Source organism: Fictibacillus sp. Mic-4, from assembly GCF_049843615.1.
Classification (GTDB): domain Bacteria; phylum Bacillota; class Bacilli; order Bacillales; family Fictibacillaceae; genus Fictibacillus_A; species Fictibacillus_A gelatini.
On sequence record NZ_JBBHZM010000001.1, the window covers coordinates 68,166 to 91,490 of the forward strand.

Genomic DNA, 23,325 nt, shown 5'->3' on the forward strand with positions numbered 1-23,325 from the left:
GGAGGTCCCCGAATGGGAGAAATCATCGTCGTAAAGCTTGGGGGGAGTTCGCTTTATGATTTAACCGCTAATTTTTATGAAAAATTAAAGGCTATGCAAGAAAATGGACAGAAACTCGTTATTGTTCATGGCGGAGGTCCAGAAATCAACCGCTATTTAAATCAATTGAACATCAAGTCGGAGTTTCATAACGGCTTAAGGAAAACGACGAAGGAAGCGATCGAAATCGTCGAAATGGTCCTAACAGGAAAAGTGAATCCTTTTGTTGTCCGTTTACTGAACGATGCAGGAATCCGGGCAGTTGGATTGAACGGAAGTGACGATCATCTCTTGGAAGCGAGCTTTTTAGATGAAGCGAGCCTTGGCTATGTCGGGCAAATAGAAGATGTGAACAGCAGGTTCCTTCTTTCGATACTCGACCTTGGGATCGTTCCCGTGGTTGCATCGGTCGGGCGAACAGCAAGCGGAGAAGTGCTAAACATTAATGCCGATACAGTAGCCTCAGAAATCGCGAGAAAAATCCACGCCGAAACGTTAATGTTAGTAACGGATGTCGATGGCATCAAACATAACGGCCAAACGATAAAAGAGACGACACCACTGGAAATCCAGCAACTCATTCAACAAGGCATCATTTATGGCGGCATGATTCCGAAAGTAGAGGCCGCTCTTAAATGTTTGGAGTCGAAAATCAGGGAAGTGATGATTGTCGGCAAACAGTTAGATGGAACGAAAATCGTCCATGAGGAGGTATTAGTATGAGTACATTGTTCCCGACCTATAAAAGATGGGAACTTGACATTACGAGTGGAAGCGGAACGTTTTTATATGATAAGGCAGGAAACGAGTACCTTGATTTTGCTTGCGGAATTGCGGTTTGCAATTTAGGGCATTGTCATCCGGCAGTCGTAAAGAAGCTCAAGGAACAGGCTGAAACACTCTGGCACATTAGCAACCTTTTTACGATCGAAAAACAGGAGGTTGTCGCAAAAAAACTCACCAGCCATTCACCGTGCGATCTCGTCTTCTTTTGCAACAGCGGGGCGGAAGCAAACGAAGCGGCCATTAAATTGGCGCGGAAATATACAGGAAAAACGAAAATTATCACCTTTAAGCAATCGTTCCACGGAAGAACGTTCGCCAGCATGTCGGCAACCGGCCAGGATAAAATAAAAGCCGGCTTTGGCGAAATGCTTCCGACGTTTGTACATGTTCCGTTTAATGATTTCAACGCATTTAGACAAGAAGTAGATGAAAATACGGCGGCAGTCTTAATCGAAGTGATTCAAGGTGAAGGCGGCGTCATCCCGGCCAATCATGAGTTTCTTGGACAAATCGAGCAATACTGCAACGAAAATCATATTTTATTCATGATTGACGAAGTGCAAACCGGGATCGGGCGAACTGGCAAGAGATTCGCTTTTGAACATTACCATCTATCACCAGATATTGTGACGCTCGCCAAAGGGCTGGGGAATGGATTTCCAGTTGGTGCGTTAATGGGGAAAGGGTATTTGAAAGATGCCTTTGGACCGGGAAGCCACGGAACGACATTTGGCGGCAACCCGCTCGCAATGGCCGTAGCGGATGCCGTCCTGACGGAAATTTTCCAGGACGACTTTTTAAGAGACGTTAGTGAAAAAGGAAACTATCTTCTTTCATTATTAAATGAAAAAGTAAAGGAGATAGAGAGTGTAGAAGAAATTCGAGGAAAAGGCTTGATGATCGGTATTGAGTTAAAGGATAATGCGGAAAAGATCGTGACAGCCCTTCGAAAGGAAGGACTCATAGTCGTTCCTGCAGGTGAAAAAGTAATCCGCTTATTGCCGCCGTTAACTGTAAGCCAGGAAGAAATCAGACAGGCGGTCAAGTTAATCGAAAAAGTACTTAAAGATCAACTTTTAGCAATAGACGTGTAAAGTCATTTTTTATACATTTAATTGCATAAAAATACAAACTAATCAATAGAAATACAGAAAAAGGAGTCGAGAAACCATGGAGGGTTATATCGTGCTCTCAAATGGAATGACATTTGAAGGAACGTGGCATGGAGACAATCCAGTGAGTGGAGAAGTCGTTTTTTATACGGGTATGACGGGCTATCAAGAAGTGATATCTGATCCATCGTACCACGGGCAAATCGTTGTATTTGCCTATCCGTTAATCGGAAATTACGGAATGAATATGGATGATTTTGAATCGTCCGCACCTACCGTTTCCGGAGTCATTACCGGAGAAGTTTATGAAAAAGGGCATCATTATCAGGCAAATACGACATTTGCTGAAAAACTTAAAAAACATCATATCCCATTTATGTCGAACGTCGATACACGGACTCTTATTAAAGTGATCCGCGATGAGGGTGATATGAAAGGGATGATAACGAACGATTTAGAAGCATTAAAGAATTTTCAAGAAGACATCGGGATTCAAGCAAAGCTTGTAAAAGAAGTCGCGACAAAAGACATCCAAACATACGGCGAAGGCAACCATCATGTCGTTTTAATGGATTTCGGCTATAAAAAATCGATAGTACAGGCGCTGCTAGAAAAAGGCTGCAGAGTGACGGTCGTTCCGTTTGATGCAAAAGAAGAAGTAATCTACGGATTAAAACCGGACGGTATTCTTTTTTCCAATGGACCAGGAAATCCGAAAGAATTAAAGCCGTATATGCCCCTTTATAAAAAATTAGCGGAAAACTTCCCGACGATGGGCATTTGTCTTGGTCATCAGTTAATGGCGTTAGCGTTTGGCGGAAATACGAGAAAAATGAAATTCGGGCATCGCGGTGCCAATCATCCAGTAATGAATTTGAAAACAAACAAAGTCAGCCTGTCTTCGCAAAATCACGGCTATGTTGTAGAAGAAGAAACCCTGGCGGGGACTGGCTTTCAAGTTTTATATAAAAACGTGAACGATTCAACGGTAGAAGGCATGGTTCACACAAAATACAGCATCATTACAACACAATTCCACCCGGAAGCCCATCCGGGACCAAGAGATTATGAATTTATTTTTACCGAGTTCATTGAGCGAATGGGAGAGCGAAAGGAGGCAAAATCATATGCCTAAACTGCAAACGATACAAAAAGTGCTAGTCATCGGTTCGGGGCCGATCGTTATCGGGCAGGCGGCGGAGTTCGATTATTCTGGGACGCAGGCGTGTAGCGCTCTAAAAGAAGAAGGGCTTGAAGTAATCCTTGTCAACAACAATCCGGCAACGATTATGACGGATAAAACATATGCCGATAAAGTTTATTTTGAGCCGCTGACGGTTGAAACGGTAACCGAAATTATAAAAAAAGAACGGCCGGATGGTTTGCTCGCAACGGTCGGCGGACAAACGGGCTTAAATCTTGCCCTCGACCTTTATCAAAAAGGGGTTCTTGAAGATCATCACGTGAAATTGCTCGGGACGGAAATCGAATCAATTGTCAAGGCGGAAGACCGGGAATGTTTCCGCCAATTGATGTACGAATTAGGAGAGCCTGTTCCAAAAAGCGAAATTGTCAATTCAACGGAAGAAGCCGTTGCGTTTGCAAATGAAGCGGGTTACCCGATTATCATCCGCCCGGCTTACACGCTCGGAGGCTTTGGCGGAGGAATTGCACAAGATCAAAAATCGTTGGTCGAAATCGTGACAAATGGTCTTGCTTCAAGTCCAATCGGTCAATGTTTAATTGAAAAGAGCATTGCCGGGTATAAAGAAATCGAGTATGAAGTAATGCGTGATGCGAATGACACATGCATTACCGTGTGCAACATGGAAAATATCGATCCGGTCGGCGTTCATACCGGGGATTCAATCGTTGTCGCGCCAAGCCAGACGATAACGGATAAAGAATACCATATGCTCCGATCATCAGCGCTAAAAATTATCCGTGCTTTAGGGATTGTCGGCGGATGTAACATTCAGTTTGCCCTTGATCCGCACAGTTCGAACTATTACTTAATCGAAGTAAATCCACGGGTTAGCCGCTCATCTGCTTTAGCTTCGAAAGCAACGGGTTATCCGATTGCAAAAATCGCAGCGAAATTAAGCATCGGCTATTACTTGCATGAATTGAAAAACCCCGTTACGGGCTACACCTATGCAAGTTTTGAACCGGCTCTTGATTATATCACGGTAAAAATGCCAAGATGGCCGTTTGATAAATTTCCGCTTGCCAATCGAACACTCGGTACACAAATGAAAGCAACCGGAGAAGTGATGGCCATAGGCAGGAATTTGCAAGAAGCAGTTCAGAAGGCGGTCCGCTCATTAGAATTGAACACGAGCGGGTTTTGCCTCAAAGAAATGGAAGCCTGGAGCGATGAAGCTCTCTGGAAAATCGTAAACGTTGCAGATGATCGACGCTTTTTCGCGATCATGGAGCTTTTGAAACGCAAAGTGACGGTTGAGGCGGTTCATAAAGCGACAGGCATTCAACTTTATTTTCTGGAAAACTTCCAACAATTAATTGATAGTTACAATCAAATTGTTTCGTATCGCTTTGAAGATGTATCGCCATCTTTTTTGAAATTCGTAAAGCAAAAAGGGTTTTCAGATCAACTTTTAGCTGCGGTTTGGAACAAAACGGAAGATGATATTCGCGCGAAACGAAAAGAATGGGGCATCGTCCCTTCGTATAAAATGGTCGACACATGTAGCGCAGAATTTACAACTCAAACGGCGTATTACTATTCCAGTTGGCACGGAGCGAGTGACAGAGTCGCTTCTACCCGTAGAAAAATCGCCATTATCGGTTCTGGTCCTATCCGAATCGGGCAAGGAATTGAATTTGATTATTGCGGAGTCCACTCTTGCCTCGCTGCACAAATAGCCGGCATTGAGACAATTTTAATTAATAATAATCCGGAAACGGTCAGCACGGATTTTGAAGTGGCGGATACGCTTTATTTTGAACCATTAACATTTGAAGATGTCATGAATGTATTAGAATTTGAACAAATAGACCAGGTGATCCTCCAGTTTGGCGGGCAGACGGCAATCAATCTGGCACAACGTTTAGAAAATGCGGGAATCACGATACTTGGCTCACATGCTGATTTAATTGATGAATTGGAAAATCGCGAACGTTTTTATGACTTCCTAAAGCAACTCGGAATTCCGCACGTTCCGGGTGAAACTGCGGAGAACGAAACGGAATTGATCCATTTTGCGAACATCCTCGGCTTTCCGATATTGCTTCGCCCTTCTTACGTAATTGGCGGAAGCGGAATGGTTATTTTGCACAATGAGCTTGAATTGAAGCAGTACATCCAATCTGCAACTGCCTTCTATCCAATTTTGGTCGATCAGTTCGTATGCGGAAAAGAAGCTGAAGTCGATGTTGTAACAGACGGAAGGAATATTTTTGTCCCGGGCATATTTGAACATATTGAAACGGCGGGAGTGCATTCCGGAGACAGTATCGCGATTACGCCGCCTGTAAGTCTGACGAAAAAAGATAAAGAAACGATTCTATCGTTTACAAAACGCATCGCGCAATCAATGAACTTTAAAGGAATGTTTAATATCCAGTTTGTCATTAAAGATGATACCGTTTATGTTTTGGAAATTAACCCGAGAGCGTCAAGAACGGTTCCTATTTTTAGCAAGATCACCGGAATAAACTTAATTGGCGTGGCAACGAACGTACTTTTAGGTAGAACACTTGCTGAACAGGGCTTCGTGAAAGACTTTTTCGATAATGATTTTTTCACGGTAAAAGCACCGGTATTTTCCAACATTAAACTTCCGGGATTAGATCCGACCGTATCCCCGATCATGAAATCAACTGGTGAAGTGATCGGAATAAGCGCAAATAAGAACGAAGCGTTATTTAAGGCATTAAAAGGGGCAGCTGGCGGTCTTCCTGATCTTTGGAAAATAAAAGGAAGCCTTTATGTCGATCTTGACCGGGAGCAAGTGGAGAAAGAAAAGCAACATCTATTGCAAAAATGGATGTCGGCAGGATTTAACGTTATTTTTGCAGATGAATGCCCGTTTGAAAAGTGGATCAAATGTGAAGAAAAACAAATTTATTTCAGCCCGGCGACAAACAAGAAAGCCGATCAATTGCAAACCGCAATGTTAAACCGGCTTCATGTATGGACCCATTGGCAAACGTGTGAAGCGTATTTAGAAAGTCTGCAGCTAGCTGGCAGCAAACCGGGGATCAGTGATATGGAGCAATTACTAACCGAAAAGGAAGTGTTTAAATCATGAATATAGCAAAAGCATTTGGGAGCACCTCATTAAAAGGAAAGGATTTACTAACACTCGCTGACTGGACGCTTGATGAAATTAACGGAATTATCGATTATGCGAAACTTTTAAAGAAAAAAGAAAATAAATCATCCAATCTTTTATCTGGAAAAATACTCGGAATGATTTTTGAAAAATCATCGACAAGAACACGCGTCTCTTTTGAAGTCGGGATGTTGCAACTCGGCGGCCACGCCATTTACTTAAGTTCAAAAGACATTCAAATGGGGCGCGGTGAAACAATTGCCGATACAGCTAAAGTATTATCCGGTTATTTAGACGCCATTATGATTCGCACATTTGAGCATACGATTGCCGAAGAATTAGCGGAGCATGCGGATATCCCGGTCATTAATGGGCTTACAGACGATTACCATCCGTGTCAGGTGCTTGCCGATTTATTAACGATTTCTGAACATAAAGGGTCTCTTCATGACAAAAAATTAGCATATATCGGTGATGGAAACAACATGGCCCATTCGCTCATGATTGGCGCTGCAAAAGTAGGCATGGATTGTACAATTATAACACCGCCTGGCTTTGAGCCAAAGCCAGAAATCGTAAAGCTGGCCCAGTCGATCGCCAAAGATTCAGGGGCACAAATTCAAACGACTCATGACCCGGTTGAAGGTGTAGAAAACTGTGATATTGTCTATACAGATGTTTGGGCGAGCATGGGCTTTGAAGATGAAGCGGAAAAAAGAAAAGAATGGTTTAAATCGTATCAAGTGAACAGTGAGTTAATGAAACATGCGAAAGATGATTATATTTTCATGCACTGTCTGCCTGCCCATCGCGGTGAAGAAGTAACAGCTGAGATTATTGACGGCAAGCATTCGGTTGTTTTTGCCGAAGCCGAAAACCGTCTTCATGCGCAAAAAGCATTGCTTGCCTCTATTCTATAAAAAAGTGATGGCGATTTCCTCCGAATCCATCTGGACAAATAACCAAATTGAGCCAGGGAGAATAACATGGAAGGGTAAGGAGGTGTCGCCCGTTGTATCCAAATCATTATTATTCAGCTTATCAACAACAAATGCAACAGCAGCAATATAATTTTCATCCTTCCCATTTAAAAAAGATGCAAAGACAATGCAGGAAGTTTTTGCAAAATCATGTGAATGTTCTTTTGATGGATGGGAACTCGTACGATGGATTTATCGAATTTGTCGATCAACAAAATGTTTATTTAGCGATTCCCTATGTCGAAGCGAATCAAGAAGAAACAACAGAGGATCGAAATAATAATGAACGAACTTATCCGTATTATGGTTACTCCGCGCCCGTCAGCAGCTATTCGATTCAAAGGGTGATCTTGCCACTTGCGGGAATAGGCGGAGTATCCGCTGTACCTTATTATTGAGAAACCCGAGTGGAAAAATTTCCGCTCGGGTTTTTCTTCTTTTTTGGAGATAGTAACATTATGAAAGGGGTGGAAGAATGGGACAACGACATCAATTTACACATGGACAAAAAGCTCCGAATAATGGAATTTATGTCGAAATCGGAGAAACTGGAAGCATGGTGAACAACCCGAGACAAATTAAATTAAAAGCGGGGGAATTGTTCCCGGAAACGACCAATCATGACCGAGTATGGACCTATAAAAGGAAGCCGTAAAAAAGTAACCCCGGATAGGGGTTACTTTCGATTGAAAAAATCTTTAATTTGCTGATGCAGTTCAGCGTCTGTAAGCACATCATAGCCTGTAAGCGCAAGAGCTTTCGCGCCAATGATCATTCCTTCATAGCCACGGTCGGAATTGGCTGCTTCGCAAAACTCCGGTGTATGAAGATTAAATGCTTCGTCTGTGATTTTAATGTATGGGTGGATGGCGGGAACTTTGTTGCTGACGTTTCCAATATCTGATGAACCATGATCCGATTTTGCATGAATTTCTTGTTCAGAGACACCAAGCGCAACAAGATTTTTCATAAACGCATGAGAAAGGGGCTCATTGGTTGATAAATTAGCATAGCCGAGCTCATAATAAGACATTTCGACTGTACAGCCTGTCGCCAGTGCCGCTGCATTTGCACAGTTTTTCACTTTATCAATTAAATCCGGAAGCTGTTCGGCTGTATTTGCCCGTACATAAAACTTTGCCTGCGTCTTGTCCGGAATCACATTGGGGGCAGAGCCGCCTTCAGTGATAATGCCATGAATGCGAACATCGGAAGTAAGCTGCTGTCTTAGCGCGCTAATATGATTGAAAAGAGCAATAACAGCATCAAGCGCGTTGATTCCTTCATAAGGGCTTGCGGCTGCATGGGCTGATTTCCCGAAAAAGTCGAATTGCAGCGCTTCCATCGCCAAACTCGAACCACTTTCTTCATACCGATGAAACGGATGGGCCATTAATGCGACATCAACGTCATTGAAATAGCCTTTTTCCGACAGAGGTACTTTTGCTCCGCCTGTTTCTTCCGCTGGTGTTCCAAAAACGATAACTTTTCCACCGGTCGAATGTACTGCTTTACTCAGACTAATAGCGGCTGCTACACTCATCGTGCCAATTAGATTATGCCCGCAAGCATGATTAAGCTCAGGAAGCGCGTCATATTCGGCAAGAAAAGCTACGGTTCTGCCTGGAAGACCGCTGTCAAAAGTCGCGATAAAGGCCGTTTCCATCCCATCGACCGGCTGTTTAATCGAAAATCCGTGTTCGGTTAACGCATCGATTAATTTTTGTGATGATTTAAATTCGCTAAAGCCGAGTTCAGGATGATTCCAAATATACTCACCGATTTGGCGGAAATAAGGTGTTTGTTCATCAAGAAACTGTATGATGTTCTCTTTCATCGCTTTTCTCCCCCCAAAAAATAGTATGAAAAAAAGCCCTACACCAGGTGCTTAGGGCTGCTATTTAATGCTCTTCGACTTCTTTTGGAAGCATTTCACCAACTACCGTTATAAAAAGCGCGAAAACCACTCCAAAAATGGACGCCGTTGTAAAATCGAATTTACCACCTTGCATTGAACCTAACACATAAAAAGCCATATTGCTTAACAAAAACGACCATATTAAAGTCCAAATAAAACGCATAACTTTCACCTCAACTTTATGTAAACGGATTGATCTACTCTCATCTTAACAAAACTTGCTTCATTAGAAAAGGGTGCAAATCATGTAAAACTGAATTTCACAATAATGTTAAATTTATATGAATCAATTTAGACATTTTTCTTTGTCGAATGATACTCCCCTGCATACATTAGAGAAGAAATAGTTTAAAAAGGTTGTTTTAAACGTATTTTATGACACTTTAAAATGACCAAATGGGGGAGAAACGTGAGTATTGAAGAACGATTTTTTAATGTAGATGGCCAGTGGAACGTCATCCATCTTCCAAAAAAGCCAAGCGGATTCGGCGTGATGATCCTTGGTGACCTTAACCATTTTGTAGATGAAAAAACAAGCCTTTGGAAACAAAACGAACGATTATGGTTGATCCAACATTTAAGAAATAGAGGATATACATGTTTTTATTCAAACTTATATGGGCGAAACTGGGGCAGCCCGAAAGCTGTAACTCTGGCAAAAAGACTGTATCATCATGTATTAAATCCGAAATTTTAAATCCAAAAATCCATTTGCTTGCTGAAGGGATGGGAGCCCTTGTTGCCTTGAAATTAATGGAAGAGATGCAGGGGAATATTCGCTCTTGCCTATTGATCAACCCTTGTCTTGATTTAAAAGGACATTTTTACCAGATGAAACTGAATCGGCTATTTTATAAACAAACGGTCAAAGAGATTGGTGCGGCCTATGGAATCGCTAATAAAAATGTTGAACCGTTCGTTGAAACGCTTGCTGATCTTTCCGCATACCAATCGGCTGTTCCAGTGAAAATATGGCATGCAGCGAGCGGCGTACAATTTCCTTTTAAAGTGCATAGCCGCAAATATGAAGAAATCCGCTACCATCTTCATGCTCCAATTGAACTATCTATTCATTTACCTGAAAAAAGGCTGTCACTTGGCAACATAACAGACTTCTATAAACTATATGAAAAGGAAGTATAAACACCCCCTATGACGATTCGTAGGGATTTTTTGCTTCATAAGATGAGAAAAAAATATTTGCAAGTCACTCGCTCCTGAACAAAAGTTGCTTGCGAAGCAATTTTGTTCAGAAGACAAGTTAAGTTTCGAAATTTAAACAATACGATATAAAGAGAGGAAAAGAAACGGGGGCTTCGTATGAGAAAAGTAATCGTTACAGGTGCAGGCGGATTTATCGGCTCGCATTTATGTGCAAGGTTGCTAGAGGATGAAATCGAAGTGATCGGCATTGACGGGACAGAAAACACCGAAAAGTTAGATTATATTGGAAGAAATGCGTGTTTCGAGTTTATTAATGAGCCTATTGAAAAAACAAATATGAAAAAGCATTTAAAAGGTGTAGACGTTATATTTCACTTAGCCTGTACCGTTCGTCCAAACTGCAGATGGCACAACATTGAACATTATGTCAAACAACATATTGAGAGGTTAAAGCGAATTTATGACGCGATCCCATCGAAAAAAACGAAACTCATCTTTGTATCCTCTTATGAAGTTTATGGAAAACGTCATGGCGAAGTGACGGAAACTTCAGCGACTAATCCTGAAACGTTATACGGACTAATTAAGTTAACGGAAGAAAATTACGTTCATGTTCGTTCGGCTGAAAAAAATATACCGTTTGTCATTCTTCGCTTGCCTACCGTATATGGACCGTGGCAGCCAGGAGATATGACGTTTCAAAACATTATTAATTCAAGGATTAAAGGAGACTCGTGCAAATTTGAAAAAGATTCGGTAACCGAGGACGTTTTATATGTTGAGGATGCGGTTGAATCCATTTATTTAGCTGCCAAGCAGCCGGTTGAAAATGCAATATACAATATCTCGAGCGGGAAGCGAGACGAGTGGAAGAGAGGATTGGAAGCATTATCAGTAAAAGTAGAGCATTTGCCTAAAGAAAAAAGAAACATGATGATTTCTGGGAAATTGGCAAAAAACGATCTTGGCTTTCAACCAAGAACGACGGTAGAAGAGGGGATTAAAAAACAAATGCGTCATAGCGAACGGACAATATTTAACAGACAAAAACGCTAGCACCTTCGTCAAAAAATGCTGCCGATTTGTCCACACAAATAAGAGGAAGTATGCATTATATATTTTAGTGACTTATAAGCGCATTACATTATTGGTGAAATCAATATGGAGGTAAAAAAGATGAATCCAGAAGTGAATTTAAGGCTTATGCAAATCGTCATGAAATATTTGCCTGAAGGAAAATCATGGCTCAGACAAAAAGGGGTTAATGTCACGATGGCGGATATTCAACCAATGATGGGTCTTGCGGTAAAAATATTGAATGAGGCTTATGAATTAGGAAAGAAAAATGCGCGCTAATTAAATGAGAGCCAACCTTTAAGGTGCGGCTCTCTACTCTTTTTTCTTGAAAATAGATAATAGTGGGGAAACTCGTTGGGCAACCTTCATGGTTTGATCAATGACCGCGATCATTTTATTATAATCTATTGTTCCCTCCCTTGTTCGAAAGTTATCAAGAAAGCTTTGCCGAACGTAAGGATTAAACCCTTCTCCTCTAAACCTCATCGGAATAGGCCGTGGTACTGGAGGAGCCATCATTTCTTGTCTCATTCCAGGAGGGTGTCCACCGCGCATATGTGGAGGATGGTGATATCCGTTTGGATCAAAGTGCATACATCTCACTCCCGCGAAAGTTTATACTCCTGCACAAATTGTTCTCTCACCATACAATATGCCGGACAATTTATAACGTGTGTCGTTCCTCATGTTTCTTTACAAAAATAAAATTTTAACATAAAATTAGTACCAGGTCATAAAGTTTGATACTAAAGTGCTATACGCTTGAAAAAAAGAGTTGACAAAAGGGGTAGTTAAAATGAATGCAGGAATAATAGGCTTAGGCAGTTATGTCCCTGAAAAAGTGTTAACAAACTTTGATTTAGAACAAATGGTTGATACGAGTGATGAGTGGATTCGTACACGTACTGGTATTGAAGAACGAAGAATTGCACCGGATGAAATCGATTCGTCACATATGGCCGAATATGCGGCAAAAGAGGCAATTGAAGATGCTGGCCTTACAGCAAAAGATATCGATTTAATTCTTGTTGCAACAGTAACACCGGATCATCCATTTCCTTCCGTAGCCTGCCTGATCCAGGACAGACTCGGTGCAATGAACGCGGCCGCTATGGACATCAGTGCAGCCTGTGCTGGCTTTATGTATGGAATGGTAACGGCGAAACAATTTATTGAATCGGGCACATACAAAAATGTCCTTGTCGTCGGTGTAGAGAAACTATCAAAAATAACAGATTGGGAAGACCGAAATACCGCCGTTCTGTTCGGTGATGGTGCAGGAGCGGCAGTCATTTCAACCGTTTCTGAAGGAAGAGGGATATTGTCCTTTGATATCGGTGCGGCCGGCTCAGGAGCAAAACACCTTTACCAGGATAAATACATTAAAATGAACGGCCGTGAAGTGTTCAAATTTGCAGTCCGTCAAATGGGGGAATCTTCCTTAAAAGTAGTGGAAAGAGCCGGTTTGACGAAAGAGGATGTCGATTATCTTATTCCTCATCAAGCCAATATTCGAATTATGGAAGCATCAAGACAACGGTTGGAATTACCGGAAGACAAAATGGCCGTTACCGTTAATAAGTACGGAAATACATCATCAGCTTCTATACCAATGGCTTTGGTAGATGCGTTAAAAGATGGTAAGATAAAAGACGATGATGTCGTTGTCCTCGTTGGATTCGGCGGAGGATTAACATGGGGTGCCGTCCTGCTTAAATGGGGTAAATAAATGATGGAATGTATAAGATAAAGGAGAGTTGTTTCTATTATGAAAAGACGTGTAGTTGTCACAGGATTGGGAGCTGTTACTTCACTTGGAAACAGCGTTGAAGAAATTTGGAAACGAATCATTGCCGGCCAATCTGGTATTGGGGAACTCACACGCCGTGATGCTTCAAAGTTTCCAGTAAAAGTAGCATCTGAAGCAAATGAGTTTGACCCGCATCAATTTATCGATCGAAAAGAAGCGCGAAAAATGGATCGCTTTACTCAATTTGCAGTAGCATCAACGCAAATGGCTGTAAAAGATGCAAACCTTGAAATTACAGAAGATATTGCACCGCGTGTCGGAGTTTGGATCGGTTCAGGAATTGGCGGAATGGATACATATGAGCAACAATTCCGCATTTTTGAAGAAAAGGGATACCGACGGGTGACACCGTTTTTCGTTCCGATGATGATTCCTGACATGGCAAGCGGACAAGTATCGATTATGTTAGGCGCCAAAGGGATCAACTCTTGTACGGTGACAGCATGTGCGTCCGGGGCCAACTCGATTGGCGATGCGTTTAAAGTGATCGAGCGTGGTGATGCGGATGTCATGATTACAGGCGGTTCAGAAGCGCCGATTACCGATATGGCGCTTGCCGGATTCTGCCAGGCAACAGCCCTTTCTTTAAATCCGGATCCGCAAACGGCAAGCCGCCCTTTTGATGCGAATCGTGATGGATTTGTCATTGGCGAAGGAGCAGGCATTCTTGTTCTTGAAGAATTAGAATTTGCGAAAAAACGCGGTGCGAAAATTTATGCTGAAATCGTTGGATACGGGGCAACAGGAGATGCGTATCACATTACCGCGCCGGCTCCAGAAGGAGAGGGCGGCGCACGGGCGATGAAACAAGCGGTTTTAGATGCCGGATTAAAGTTTGAAGATATCGACTATATTAATGCTCATGGCACTAGTACAGACTATAATGATAAATATGAAACAGCAGCTATTAAAGCCGTATTTGGCGACCATGCCTATAAGCTAGCGGTAAGCTCAACAAAATCGATGACCGGCCATCTTTTAGGGGCAGCCGGTGGAATTGAAGCAATCTTCTCTGTAAAAGCAATCAAAGAAGGCATTCTTCCACCGACGATAAATTACGAAACGCCGGATCCAGAATGCGATCTCGATTATGTTCCAAATGAAGCGCGCAAAGCAAATGTCAACGCTGTATTAAGCAACTCATTAGGCTTTGGCGGGCACAACGCTTCACTTGTCTTTAAAAAATATACAGAATAAATGTAAAACCCGATTTTCATTAGAAAATCGGGTTTTACAGCGATTTCCACCCTTTTTCAAGTAGATGGAGAAAAAGGAACTATAGGATTATTCATCATCAATTAGAATAAATTGGACGACCTCTGACCATACTGTTTTTAAACAAACGGTTAAGTGAGGGGTTGCAAATGTTGTATTTACGCGATGTTTGGGTGAACTGGTTTGAAGGAGAAGAAAACGGCTATAACGTTTGTGAGTTCCATGAGTGGAGAAAAGACGACTTTATCGAATTGCTCGACCAGGTTCCAATTACGAAGATTGATTCTGCACTTTTTCATTACATTGAAAATGATTTAAGTGATCTCCCCGATGCGCTTTTAGAAGAAGTCTATCAAAAAGCGTATGTAAGAAAAAACAATCAACGAGTTCAACTAGAATATTGTTTTATCATTACAGACGAAAAAAAATCGCTTGTCGTCGATACGATGGGATATCGTATTCCAATTCGCAAAAGCCGTTTAATTCCAAGACAAGAACAGCTCGTGTTTGAAATGGCCGAGCAGCTCGAAATGAAATCATATCCTTTTTATCCAAAAGAAGAAACGAAAGAACATCATATTCTGTCTCCAGAAGCAGAACTAATGAGAGGTTTGACAAGGAAAGAAAGACAGCTAAAACAGCTGCTATTCATGGTGTTAGACCAGCTCCATACAACGAAAAATGTGGCAGAAGTCCGTTATTGGTGTACCGAATGGATGCCGGAGGAGTATATGCGGATTCAAACGATGGACTTTGAAGAAGCATGGCAGGCATTATATAACGAATTAAAAAACGGCTGGTCCGATGGGCATTACGCCCTCTGTGAAAGGCTGATAAAAGGGCAGCCATACTTTGAAAAAATATGGGAACTTGAAAATGGAACACATGTTAATTAGAAAAAGCAACGGCAAGTGATGAACTGCCGTTGCTTTTCCATGTTAAATCCGTTTTCTGGCCAATCCAAGCGCTCGCTCTACTTTATTAAGCATTTTATTCGCTACTTTATTTGCCTTTGCCGCCCCCTGGTCAAGTATTTCATCCAATTCTTCAGATTGTACGAACGCATGGTAGCGATCCTGGATCGGTTTTAACCGTTCAATAATCGCATGTGCCACATCTTCTTTAAACTCGCCATAGCCTTTTCCTTCATATTTTTTCTCCAGCGTCTCGATGTCAACCGAAGCGCATAATGAATAAATGGTCAGCAAGTTAGAAATGCCGGGCTTATTTTCTTTATCATATTTCACGATGCCATCGGAATCGGTTGTCGCGCGTTTGATTTTTTTCATGATCGCCGCTTCATCATCAAGAATGGAAATAAACGCATTTGCATTTGGATCGGACTTGCTCATTTTTTTAGTCGGGTCGACTAATGACATGATCCGGGCGCCGAATTTTTGGATGTGCGGCTCAGGAATCGTAAAAATTTCACGATATTTTTTATTAAACCGTTCGGCAATGTCTCTCGTTAACTCAATATGCTGTTTCTGATCTTCCCCGACTGGCACAAAATCGGTATTGTACAATAAAATGTCAGCCGCCATAAGAGGAGGGTAGGTTAATAAGCCGGCTGAGACCGCTTCCTTTCCTTTCGATTTATCCTTAAATTGCGTCATTCGCTCAAGTTCGCCAATATAGGACAGGCATTGTAAAATCCAGCCCATTTTCGTATGGGCAGGAACTTCTGATTGAATAAATAAAGTGGATTTTTCAGGATCGATTCCCACTGCTAAGTATAAAGCGGCAAGATTGCGTGTATTCTTTTTTAATTGAACAGGATCTTGCGGTACCGTGATCGCATGTTGATTGACTACGCAAAAATAACAATCGTGCTCATCTTGATACGCCACAAAGTGTTGCAGCGCTCCTAAATAATTTCCTAATGTAATTGTTCCGCTTGGCTGAATGCCAGAAAAAATAGTTGCCATATGCAAAACTCCTTTTTTTCTTTTGTTTTAATAATGCAAAGCATACAAAAAGGCCCACCCGCCCCCCCGCAAAAGGGACGAATGGACCGTGGTGCCACCCTCATTATTCCATCATGGAATCTCTTTCATCCGTACAAATAAACCTATACGGTGTCCGTTCTATCGTGCGGACAGTACACGCCAGAGCCTACTTGAATTTCTTCAATGCAATTACTTATTGGTTTCGGTCTGGATGCTCCAAAGCCCATTCCATGTTGATCCACTACCTTATTCCACCGACCTAAGGCTCTCTGAAAGCGGGGAAATAGCTAAACCCGCTAATAAAAGCTTCACAAACATGTACTCTTCTTTTTCATCGCATATTAATATATTTTTTATTGACTGTAGTATACAAAATTTATAGCAAGAATGCAATAACAGTTGTAACAAAGACCAAAAAGAAACCTGCGCCCAAAACCGGCCGGGTCAACCGATTGGATATTCTTTCAGACAAAAGAAAATTTGAATCTGAATGGTGCTCATCAAAATCCTCCATTCTAGTTTTACCCGATTTTTTAATAAATCGCCTGAAACTTAAAACAATCGCATCGAAAAATCCGCCTTTTAATACGTATAACAACAAACCAAACAGAAATAGAGCAAGCGATAAATAAAAGAGGGTATTAACGAGTGCAAGTAAAGAAAGAGAATGGAAAAAGATAAAATTAAATATAACTGATAAAAGAATGGTGATGATCACTAAATAAAAGGTAGTTCGGTAGCGTTTCATAATGCCCTCCAACGGAATTAATCATAATTAGTTTATCATGGAATAGTTTTTTTCTTTCATTTTCTTTAGTTGATTATACCGAAAGACCTATAAAACAGAGACAGTGAGATTTTTGCTAGTTATAGTCTTAATTTACCGCTTTTATGGAGTAAATCGCTAATGATCGTCAATTTATATAGGACTTAAGAACTATTTTTAGTTATATAAACGTAAAAATATCAAGGTTTTGTAATGTTATATAAAAAAAATCAATGCACAATAGTGAGAAAACTTGTATAATACTGATGTGGGTAAAATGTCTGACAACTAGGCCCTTTGCCCGATACAAAAACAACATTGTGTTGACAGGAGGTAACAACATGAGCAAGTCAAAATGGTCACTGCTTTTGACTCTCGTTCTCGCACTGAGCGTTTTCCTTACTGCTTGCGGCGGCAAGGACTCTGGCTCGAGCCAATCTAGCGGAGGCGGAGACAAAGGTAAACTAGATGACAAACAAGTTTTAAATTTAGTAGATACGGAAGAAATTCCAGTAATGGATTCAGCGAAGGCATCCGACGCTGTTTCATTCCGCGTCATGAACAACGTATTCGAAGGGCTTTATCGTTTTGGTCCGAAAGACGAACCGGTACCAGGTGTAGCGAAATCTCATGAAGTAAGCAAAGATGGAATCGTTTACACGTTTCATTTGAACGAAAAAGCAAAATGGTCGAACGGCGATCCGGTTACTGCAAAAGATTTCGTTTACGCATGGCGTAAAGCAGTAGATCCAAAGACAGCTTCTGAATATGCGTACATTATGGCACCTGTAAAAAATGCGACAGCCATTCAAACAAAAGGTGACGCGCTTTACGGAAAAGTGGACAAGCTTGGCGTTGAAGCGGTTGATGATCATACGTTGAAAGTTACGCTTGAAACTCCAACACCTTATTTCTTAGGATTAACCGCTTTTGGAACATACATGCCGCAAAACGAAAAATATGTGAAGTCTCAGGGCGATAAATATGGCCTGGAAGCAGACAAAATGATTTATAACGGACCATTCGTTCTTTCCAGCTGGAAACATAACGAAGGATGGCAATATAAGAAAAATGATCAATATTGGGATAAAGATGCAGTTAAACTTCAAGAAATCAATGTGAAGGTCGTTAAAGATCAGGCTACTGCAACGAACCTTTATGAAACAAATCAAATTGATCGCACAGCGCTACAAGCGGATTTTATCGATCAATATAAAGACAATCCTGATTTCCATAAAATTGCTGACCCGAGCGTCTTTTTCTTAAGATTGAATGAAAAAAATCCTGTATTAAAAAATGCCGATATCCGCAAGGCAATTGATATGGGCTGGGATAAAAAAGGTCTGGCGGACGTCATTTTAAATGATGGATCTACACCAGCATATTATTTAGTTCCTAAAGATTTCACGAAGAACCCTGACGGAGAAGATTTCCGAAAGATTAACGGCGATTTCGGCAAGTTCGACGCTGCAAAAGCTAAAGCGCTCTGGGAAAAAGGCTTAAAAGCGACAGGAAAGAAAAATGTAGAAATCGAGCTATTAAACTATGACAATGACAACAGCAAGAAAGTCGGAGAGTACCTCAAGAACCAGCTTGAGAAAAACCTTCCAGGCTTGAAAATTAAAATTAAAGCACAACCATTTAAACAAAAACTTGTATTAGAGCAAAAAATGGACTATGACATGTCATTTGCAGGATGGGGACCTGACTATAAAGATCCAATGACCTTCCTTGACATGTTCACAACTGGCAACTCTCATAATGAAATGAACTATTCAAATAAAAAATATGACAAGCTGATCAAAGATGCCTTGAAAGAAGCGGATGTGAAAAAACGTTATCAAATGCTTCTTGATGCGGAGAAAATTTTCATGGAAGAGCAGGCCATTTCTCCTATGTACCAAAAAGGCATCGCATATATCCAAAAGCCGTACGTACATGATATTTACCACCATGCTGTAGGTGGAGATTACTCTTACAAGTGGGCTTATATCCAGGGTAAAAAATAATAAAGCAATCAAATGAGGAGAGCGCGAAAGTAGTTTTCTGTGCTCTCCTTCAAAACGCGGAAATGCGAGTATTGGGACAGGCGTGGATCAGTTGTCTGAAAATGCCGAAAACCAATTATTTTCTATTGATATATAAATTTCAGTCACGTAAAATTGAAACTATAGAAAGTTTATAAATTGGGGGAGGTGTTTGTAATGTCGCGATATTTAGTGAAACGAGTTATTTATATGTTAATTACATTGTTCATTATCGCCGCATTTACGTTTTTTTTAATGAAACTGCTGCCTGGATCTCCATTTAGAAACCAGGACAAATTAACTCCACAGCAAGTGCATGCATTAAATGAAAAATACGGGTTAAATGACCCTGTACCAGTTCAATTTGTGCATTATATGGGGAAACTAGTTCAGGGTGATTTAGGGTTAACTTTCCAGTTTGACGGCCGTACAGTTACTTCGATGATTAAAGATGGAATCGGTCCTTCGGCAACGTTAGGGGTCGAAGCTATTATTTTTGGAGTTATAGTAGGCTTAATTCTTGGAGTTGCAGCCGCATTGAAACATAATTCAGCCATTGACTATGGTGCAATGGTATTTGCCGTTTTCGGCGCCGCAATTCCAAGTTTCGTATTTGCCGGATTGCTTCAATATTATATAGGGGTTAAGCTTGAGTGGCTACCTGTAGCATTCTGGGAAGGACCGAAATACCATGTATTGCCGGCACTGGCGCTATCCGTAGGCATTATTGCACAAATTGCTCGCTTTATGCGAAATGAAATGTTGGATACTTTGGGACAAGATTATATGATTACGGCAAGAGCAAAAGGAATTAGTAAAGGGAGAACGATTTTTGTCCATGCGATTCGAAACTCATTAATTCCAATTATCACAATTTTAGGACCAATGGTCGTCAATGTCATTACCGGGTCTCTCGTTATTGAAAATATTTTCGCAATTCCTGGAATCGGTGAACAATTCGTTAAATCAATTAACGTGAATGACTATCCGATGATTATGGGAACGACATTGTTTTATAGCGCGCTTCTTATTTTTTCGATGTTGATTGTAGACATTCTTTACGGAGTTGTTGATCCGCGTATTCGTGTGGCAGGAGGGAAATCGAAATGAGCATGACCGAAAAAAAGTTAACAGATGATATGTTCCAGCCTGCGGCAATGGATCCCGGGAAACATGAAGAAATTACAAAACCGAGCTTAACGTATTGGCAAGATGTTTGGCGCCGGTTGAAGAAAAATAAAGCCGCGATAACAGGTCTTATTGCGATTATTTTAATCGTCATCATGGCATTTGTCGGTCCGGCAATCAGCTCTCACGGATTTGACCAGCAAGACGTTCGGAGAACGAACTTGCCTCCTAAAATTCCAGGGCTTGAAAAAGTTCACTTTTTAGGAATGGATGGCGTTGATATTCGCGGAAATGATCAATATAAATTAAAAAACATCCCGAAAGACCAATATTATTGGTTCGGCACGGACTCACTCGGACGTGATCAATGGACACGAATTTGGAAGGGAACACAAATTTCACTTTTAATCGCTTTTCTTGCCGCAGCAGGTGACTTAATCATCGGTGTGACGTATGGGGGCATATCAGGATTTTTCGGCGGCAAGGTTGATAATATTATGCAGCGTTTTGTCGAGATACTATACGGCATTCCAAACTTAGTCATCATCATTCTCTTTATTTTAATTTTTGAACCCGGAATACTTTCGATAACGCTGGCCATCGTCATTACAGGTTGGATCGGGATGTCGAGGCTTGTTCGCGGACAAATTCTAAAATTAAAAGGGCAGGAATTTATATTAGCATCGCGTACACTTGGAGCGTCAAACGGCCGATTAATTATGAAACATCTTGTACCGAATACACTTGGTATTGTTATTATTTCAATGACGTTTTCAATCCCCGGCGCAATTTTCTTTGAGGCGTTTTTAAGCTTCATCGGGCTTGGGATTCAGCCGCCAACAGCATCACTCGGGGCATTGATCAGTGATGGATTTAAACAATTAAGAATTTACCCTCATTTAGCGATATATCCGTCTGTTGTTATGTGTATTTTAATGGTTAGCTTTAACTTGATTGGTGACGGTCTGCGTGACGCGCTTGATCCAAAAATGCGTAAATAGGGGGAGTTTAGATGGAAAAGCTATTAGAATTAAAAAATGTACACGTCTCCTTTCATACGTATGGAGGGGAAGTCAAAGCGGTCCGCGGAGTAAGCTTTCACCTTGAAAAAGGGGAGTCTCTCGCCATCGTTGGTGAATCAGGCTCCGGAAAATCTGTTACGTCAAAAGCGGTAATGCGATTATTGCCGAATAAAACGAGTGAAATAAAAGAAGGCCAAATTTTGTTTGAAGGGAAAGACCTTGCCAGATTGCCGGAAAAGGGGATGGAGAAAATCCGCGGGAAAGAAATCTCGATGATTTTCCAGGATCCGATGACGTCCTTAAATCCGACGATGACAATCGGCAAACAAATTATGGAGGGGCTTCGCAAGCACCAAAACATGTCCAAAAGCGAAGCGCAGGAAAGAGCAATTAACCTATTAAAGCTTGTTGGCATTCCGAATCCGGAAATTCGCATAAAAGAATATCCGCATCAATTTTCCGGCGGTATGCGGCAGCGTGTTGTCATCGCGATCGCGCTTGCATGCAATCCGAAAGTATTAATTGCTGATGAACCAACAACGGCTCTGGACGTGACGATTCAAGCACAAATTTTAGATTTAATGAGAGATTTGCAAAAGAAAACGGGAACGGCGATTATTTTAATTACTCATGATTTAGGCGTTGTTGCGAACCTTGCCCAGCGGGTTGCCGTGATGTACGGTGGAACAATCGTCGAAACAGGGACAGTCGATGAAATCTTCTATAATCCGAAACATCCATATACATGGGGACTTCTTTCCTCCATGCCAAAATTGAATGCAGAATCAAAAGAATTATTGGCGATTCCGGGAACACCTCCAGATTTGTTAAATCCGCCAAAAGGATGTCCGTTTGCGGCAAGATGCCCGCATGCGATGCAAGTTTGCTTAAATCATATGCCGGAATCAACAAAGGTATCATCAACTCATCAGGCAGCTTGCTGGTTGTTAGATGAGCGTGCGCCTAAAGTGGAACCACCGGAGGCAGCGCTAGTAGGAGGTGCGCGTTAATGGCTACAATGGAAAGAGAAAAACTATTAGAAGTGAAAAATTTAAAGAAACATTTTAAAGTCGATAGAAAAGCCGTTTTAAAAGCGGTTGATGATGTTTCATTTGATATTTATAAAGGTGAAACGCTTGGACTTGTTGGAGAATCAGGATGTGGAAAGTCAACGACCGGGCGGACGATTATTCGTCTTTATGAAGCGACAGACGGAGAAGTTCTTTATGAAGGAAAAAATGTTCATGGGAAGAAATCGGCACGTGAGCTAAAAGAATTCAACCGTAAAATGCAAATGATCTTCCAGGATCCCTACGCTTCATTAAATCCTCGCATGACGGTTAAAGATATTATTGCCGAGGGAATCGATATTCACCGTCTTGCTAAAAATTCAAAAGAACGCAATGAGCGCGTATACGAATTGCTAGAAACGGTTGGCTTAAATAAAGACCATGCGAATCGGTATCCGCATGAATTTTCTGGCGGACAGCGCCAACGGATCGGTATTGCCCGTGCACTCGCTGTTGATCCGGATTTTATCATTGCGGATGAACCGATTTCAGCGCTGGATGTATCTATTCAGGCACAGGTTGTTAACCTATTAATGAAACTGCAAAAAGAGCGCGGATTAACGTATTTGTTTATCGCACATGATCTATCGATGGTCAAGCATATTTCTGACCGTGTAGGGGTAATGTATCTAGGGAATCTTGTGGAATTAGCCGGAAGTGATGAGCTGTATGAAGAGCCATTGCATCCGTACACACAGGCGCTATTATCGGCCATTCCGGTTCCAGATCCGGAAGTAGAAAGAAGCCGGGAACGAATCATTCTTGAAGGTGATTTGCCAAGTCCGATCAATCCGCCGAGCGGCTGCCGTTTCCGAACACGTTGCCCGCATGCGATGGATGTATGTGCAAGAGTTAATCCGAAATGGCAGGAAGCACGAGAAGGGCACTGGGTAGCCTGCCATCTTTACGACCAGGAATTTAATAAAGAAGGCAAATAATTGTCGAAACGATCTCCGATAAACGA

General features: G+C 41.5%; 24 protein-coding genes and 1 other annotated feature. Of the genes, 19 read left to right on the forward strand and 5 right to left on the reverse strand.

Annotation, left to right across the window (positions count from 1 at the left end):
* Positions 1-12 precede the first annotated feature (12 nt).
* The 7 genes from argB (at position 13) to WD019_RS00360 (ending at position 7,870) form a co-directional block, all read left to right on the forward strand.
* A complete protein-coding gene (gene argB / locus WD019_RS00330; RefSeq protein ID WP_425710341.1) occupies positions 13-762 on the forward strand; it encodes an acetylglutamate kinase in 750 nt (249 codons plus the stop codon).
* Positions 759-1,919: an acetylornithine transaminase gene (locus WD019_RS00335; RefSeq protein ID WP_425710342.1), complete on the forward strand. Its 1,161-nt coding sequence runs from the start codon at positions 759-761 to the stop codon at positions 1,917-1,919. The genes argB and WD019_RS00335 overlap by 4 nt, the downstream gene beginning before the upstream one ends.
* Positions 1,920-1,995: 76 nt before the next feature.
* Positions 1,996-3,072: a carbamoyl phosphate synthase small subunit gene (locus WD019_RS00340; RefSeq protein WP_425710343.1), complete on the forward strand. Its 1,077-nt coding sequence runs from the start codon at positions 1,996-1,998 to the stop codon at positions 3,070-3,072.
* The gene (locus WD019_RS00345) at positions 3,065-6,211 is read left to right on the forward strand and encodes a carbamoyl phosphate synthase large subunit (RefSeq protein ID WP_425710344.1); all 3,147 of its coding nucleotides are present in this window, start codon (positions 3,065-3,067) and stop codon (positions 6,209-6,211) included. Before WD019_RS00340 ends, WD019_RS00345 begins: the two co-directional genes overlap by 8 nt.
* A complete protein-coding gene (gene argF, locus WD019_RS00350; protein WP_425710345.1) occupies positions 6,208-7,155 on the forward strand; it encodes an ornithine carbamoyltransferase in 948 nt (315 codons plus the stop codon). Before WD019_RS00345 ends, argF begins: the two co-directional genes overlap by 4 nt.
* Positions 7,156-7,247: 92 nt before the next feature.
* Positions 7,248-7,613 carry a hypothetical protein gene (locus WD019_RS00355; RefSeq protein ID WP_026676120.1) on the forward strand — a complete coding sequence of 122 codons (366 nt, stop codon included), beginning with the start codon at positions 7,248-7,250 and terminating at the stop codon, positions 7,611-7,613.
* Positions 7,614-7,690: 77 nt separating this feature from the next.
* Positions 7,691-7,870: a YjzC family protein gene (locus WD019_RS00360; RefSeq protein ID WP_026676119.1), complete on the forward strand. Its 180-nt coding sequence runs from the start codon at positions 7,691-7,693 to the stop codon at positions 7,868-7,870.
* Positions 7,871-7,891: 21 nt separating this feature from the next.
* On the opposite strand, the gene WD019_RS00365 is transcribed toward WD019_RS00360, so the two are convergent.
* Entirely contained in the window at positions 7,892-9,052 is a 1,161-nt protein-coding gene (locus WD019_RS00365) for a M20 family metallopeptidase (RefSeq protein ID WP_026676118.1), read from the reverse strand.
* A gap of 64 nt (positions 9,053-9,116) precedes the next feature.
* The gene (locus WD019_RS00370; protein ID WP_425710346.1) at positions 9,117-9,296 is read right to left on the reverse strand and encodes a YjzD family protein; all 180 of its coding nucleotides are present in this window, start codon (positions 9,294-9,296) and stop codon (positions 9,117-9,119) included.
* Positions 9,297-9,542: 246 nt separating this feature from the next.
* Here WD019_RS00370 and WD019_RS00375 point away from each other — a divergent pair, with 246 nt between their 5' ends.
* The 4 genes from WD019_RS00375 to WD019_RS00390 all read left to right on the forward strand — a co-directional run bounded on the left by WD019_RS00375 (position 9,543) and on the right by WD019_RS00390 (position 11,653).
* A complete protein-coding gene (locus WD019_RS00375) occupies positions 9,543-9,830 on the forward strand; it encodes a hypothetical protein (protein WP_425710347.1) in 288 nt (95 codons plus the stop codon).
* Between the two features lie 47 nt (positions 9,831-9,877).
* Positions 9,878-10,276 carry a hypothetical protein gene (locus WD019_RS00380; RefSeq protein WP_425710348.1) on the forward strand — a complete coding sequence of 133 codons (399 nt, stop codon included), beginning with the start codon at positions 9,878-9,880 and terminating at the stop codon, positions 10,274-10,276.
* Positions 10,277-10,453: 177 nt separating this feature from the next.
* On the forward strand, positions 10,454-11,353 hold the full coding sequence (locus tag WD019_RS00385) for an NAD-dependent epimerase/dehydratase family protein (RefSeq protein ID WP_425710349.1): 900 nt from the start codon (positions 10,454-10,456) through the stop codon (positions 11,351-11,353).
* A 120-nt stretch (positions 11,354-11,473) separates the two neighbouring features.
* Entirely contained in the window at positions 11,474-11,653 is a 180-nt protein-coding gene (locus tag WD019_RS00390; RefSeq protein ID WP_026676114.1) for a ComZ family protein, read from the forward strand.
* Between the two features lie 33 nt (positions 11,654-11,686).
* Here the strand turns inward: WD019_RS00390 and WD019_RS00395 are convergent, their stop codons facing one another.
* On the reverse strand, positions 11,687-11,968 hold the full coding sequence (locus WD019_RS00395) for a YppG family protein (RefSeq protein ID WP_026676113.1): 282 nt from the start codon (positions 11,966-11,968) through the stop codon (positions 11,687-11,689).
* 202 nt (positions 11,969-12,170) lie between these two features.
* Between WD019_RS00395 and WD019_RS00400 the strand changes: the two genes are divergently transcribed.
* The 3 genes from WD019_RS00400 to WD019_RS00410 all read left to right on the forward strand — a co-directional run bounded on the left by WD019_RS00400 (position 12,171) and on the right by WD019_RS00410 (position 15,295).
* Positions 12,171-13,103 (forward strand): beta-ketoacyl-ACP synthase III, encoded by a 933-nt coding sequence (locus WD019_RS00400; RefSeq protein ID WP_026676112.1) that lies wholly within the window; start codon positions 12,171-12,173, stop codon positions 13,101-13,103.
* 36 nt (positions 13,104-13,139) lie between these two features.
* Complete coding sequence (gene fabF / locus WD019_RS00405) at positions 13,140-14,381, forward strand: beta-ketoacyl-ACP synthase II (protein WP_425710554.1); 1,242 nt, start codon at positions 13,140-13,142, stop codon at positions 14,379-14,381.
* Positions 14,382-14,548: 167 nt separating this feature from the next.
* A complete protein-coding gene (locus WD019_RS00410; protein WP_026676110.1) occupies positions 14,549-15,295 on the forward strand; it encodes a YjbA family protein in 747 nt (248 codons plus the stop codon).
* A gap of 42 nt (positions 15,296-15,337) precedes the next feature.
* Here the strand turns inward: WD019_RS00410 and trpS are convergent, their stop codons facing one another.
* Together trpS and WD019_RS00420 are read right to left on the reverse strand one after the other, a co-directional pair.
* A complete protein-coding gene (trpS, locus tag WD019_RS00415; protein ID WP_026676109.1) occupies positions 15,338-16,327 on the reverse strand; it encodes a tryptophan--tRNA ligase in 990 nt (329 codons plus the stop codon).
* A 70-nt stretch (positions 16,328-16,397) separates the two neighbouring features.
* Positions 16,398-16,692: a binding site (T-box leader), on the reverse strand.
* A 32-nt stretch (positions 16,693-16,724) separates the two neighbouring features.
* Positions 16,725-17,096 (reverse strand): DUF3899 domain-containing protein, encoded by a 372-nt coding sequence (locus tag WD019_RS00420; protein ID WP_425710350.1) that lies wholly within the window; start codon positions 17,094-17,096, stop codon positions 16,725-16,727.
* Positions 17,097-17,455: 359 nt separating this feature from the next.
* Here WD019_RS00420 and WD019_RS00425 point away from each other — a divergent pair, with 359 nt between their 5' ends.
* From WD019_RS00425 to WD019_RS00445, 5 genes are all read left to right on the forward strand, one after another.
* The gene (locus WD019_RS00425) at positions 17,456-19,123 is read left to right on the forward strand and encodes a peptide ABC transporter substrate-binding protein (protein ID WP_425710351.1); all 1,668 of its coding nucleotides are present in this window, start codon (positions 17,456-17,458) and stop codon (positions 19,121-19,123) included.
* A 195-nt stretch (positions 19,124-19,318) separates the two neighbouring features.
* Entirely contained in the window at positions 19,319-20,251 is a 933-nt protein-coding gene (opp3b, locus tag WD019_RS00430) for an oligopeptide ABC transporter permease (protein ID WP_026676107.1), read from the forward strand.
* Positions 20,248-21,270 (forward strand): oligopeptide ABC transporter permease, encoded by a 1,023-nt coding sequence (gene opp3C, locus WD019_RS00435; protein ID WP_425710352.1) that lies wholly within the window; start codon positions 20,248-20,250, stop codon positions 21,268-21,270. The genes opp3b and opp3C overlap by 4 nt, the downstream gene beginning before the upstream one ends.
* An 11-nt stretch (positions 21,271-21,281) precedes the next feature.
* Positions 21,282-22,301, forward strand: coding sequence for an ABC transporter ATP-binding protein (locus WD019_RS00440; protein ID WP_026676105.1), 1,020 nt, complete (start codon positions 21,282-21,284; stop codon positions 22,299-22,301).
* Entirely contained in the window at positions 22,301-23,299 is a 999-nt protein-coding gene (locus tag WD019_RS00445) for an ABC transporter ATP-binding protein (protein WP_026676104.1), read from the forward strand. Before WD019_RS00440 ends, WD019_RS00445 begins: the two co-directional genes overlap by 1 nt.
* Positions 23,300-23,325 lie beyond the last annotated feature (26 nt).

Excerpts from the sequence above, each read along its gene's own strand:
- argB (WP_425710341.1), top strand. The coding sequence starts at position 13 with ATGGGAGAAATCATCGTCGTAAAGCTTGGGGGGAGTTCGCTTTATGAT.
- WD019_RS00335 (WP_425710342.1), top strand. The coding sequence starts at position 759 with ATGAGTACATTGTTCCCGACCTATAAAAGATGGGAACTTGACATTACG.
- WD019_RS00340 (WP_425710343.1), top strand. The coding sequence starts at position 1,996 with ATGGAGGGTTATATCGTGCTCTCAAATGGAATGACATTTGAAGGAACG.
- WD019_RS00345 (WP_425710344.1), top strand. The coding sequence starts at position 3,065 with ATGCCTAAACTGCAAACGATACAAAAAGTGCTAGTCATCGGTTCGGGG.
- argF (WP_425710345.1), top strand. The coding sequence starts at position 6,208 with ATGAATATAGCAAAAGCATTTGGGAGCACCTCATTAAAAGGAAAGGAT.
- WD019_RS00360 (WP_026676119.1), top strand. The coding sequence starts at position 7,691 with ATGGGACAACGACATCAATTTACACATGGACAAAAAGCTCCGAATAAT.
- WD019_RS00365 (WP_026676118.1), bottom strand. The coding sequence starts at position 9,052 with ATGAAAGAGAACATCATACAGTTTCTTGATGAACAAACACCTTATTTC.
- WD019_RS00370 (WP_425710346.1), bottom strand. The coding sequence starts at position 9,296 with ATGCGTTTTATTTGGACTTTAATATGGTCGTTTTTGTTAAGCAATATG.
- WD019_RS00385 (WP_425710349.1), top strand. The coding sequence starts at position 10,454 with ATGAGAAAAGTAATCGTTACAGGTGCAGGCGGATTTATCGGCTCGCAT.
- WD019_RS00390 (WP_026676114.1), top strand. The coding sequence starts at position 11,474 with ATGAATCCAGAAGTGAATTTAAGGCTTATGCAAATCGTCATGAAATAT.
- WD019_RS00395 (WP_026676113.1), bottom strand. The coding sequence starts at position 11,968 with ATGCACTTTGATCCAAACGGATATCACCATCCTCCACATATGCGCGGT.
- WD019_RS00400 (WP_026676112.1), top strand. The coding sequence starts at position 12,171 with ATGAATGCAGGAATAATAGGCTTAGGCAGTTATGTCCCTGAAAAAGTG.
- WD019_RS00410 (WP_026676110.1), top strand. The coding sequence starts at position 14,549 with ATGTTGTATTTACGCGATGTTTGGGTGAACTGGTTTGAAGGAGAAGAA.
- trpS (WP_026676109.1), bottom strand. The coding sequence starts at position 16,327 with ATGGCAACTATTTTTTCTGGCATTCAGCCAAGCGGAACAATTACATTA.
- WD019_RS00420 (WP_425710350.1), bottom strand. The coding sequence starts at position 17,096 with ATGAAACGCTACCGAACTACCTTTTATTTAGTGATCATCACCATTCTT.
- WD019_RS00425 (WP_425710351.1), top strand. The coding sequence starts at position 17,456 with ATGAGCAAGTCAAAATGGTCACTGCTTTTGACTCTCGTTCTCGCACTG.
- opp3b (WP_026676107.1), top strand. The coding sequence starts at position 19,319 with ATGTCGCGATATTTAGTGAAACGAGTTATTTATATGTTAATTACATTG.
- opp3C (WP_425710352.1), top strand. The coding sequence starts at position 20,248 with ATGAGCATGACCGAAAAAAAGTTAACAGATGATATGTTCCAGCCTGCG.
- WD019_RS00440 (WP_026676105.1), top strand. The coding sequence starts at position 21,282 with ATGGAAAAGCTATTAGAATTAAAAAATGTACACGTCTCCTTTCATACG.
- WD019_RS00445 (WP_026676104.1), top strand. The coding sequence starts at position 22,301 with ATGGCTACAATGGAAAGAGAAAAACTATTAGAAGTGAAAAATTTAAAG.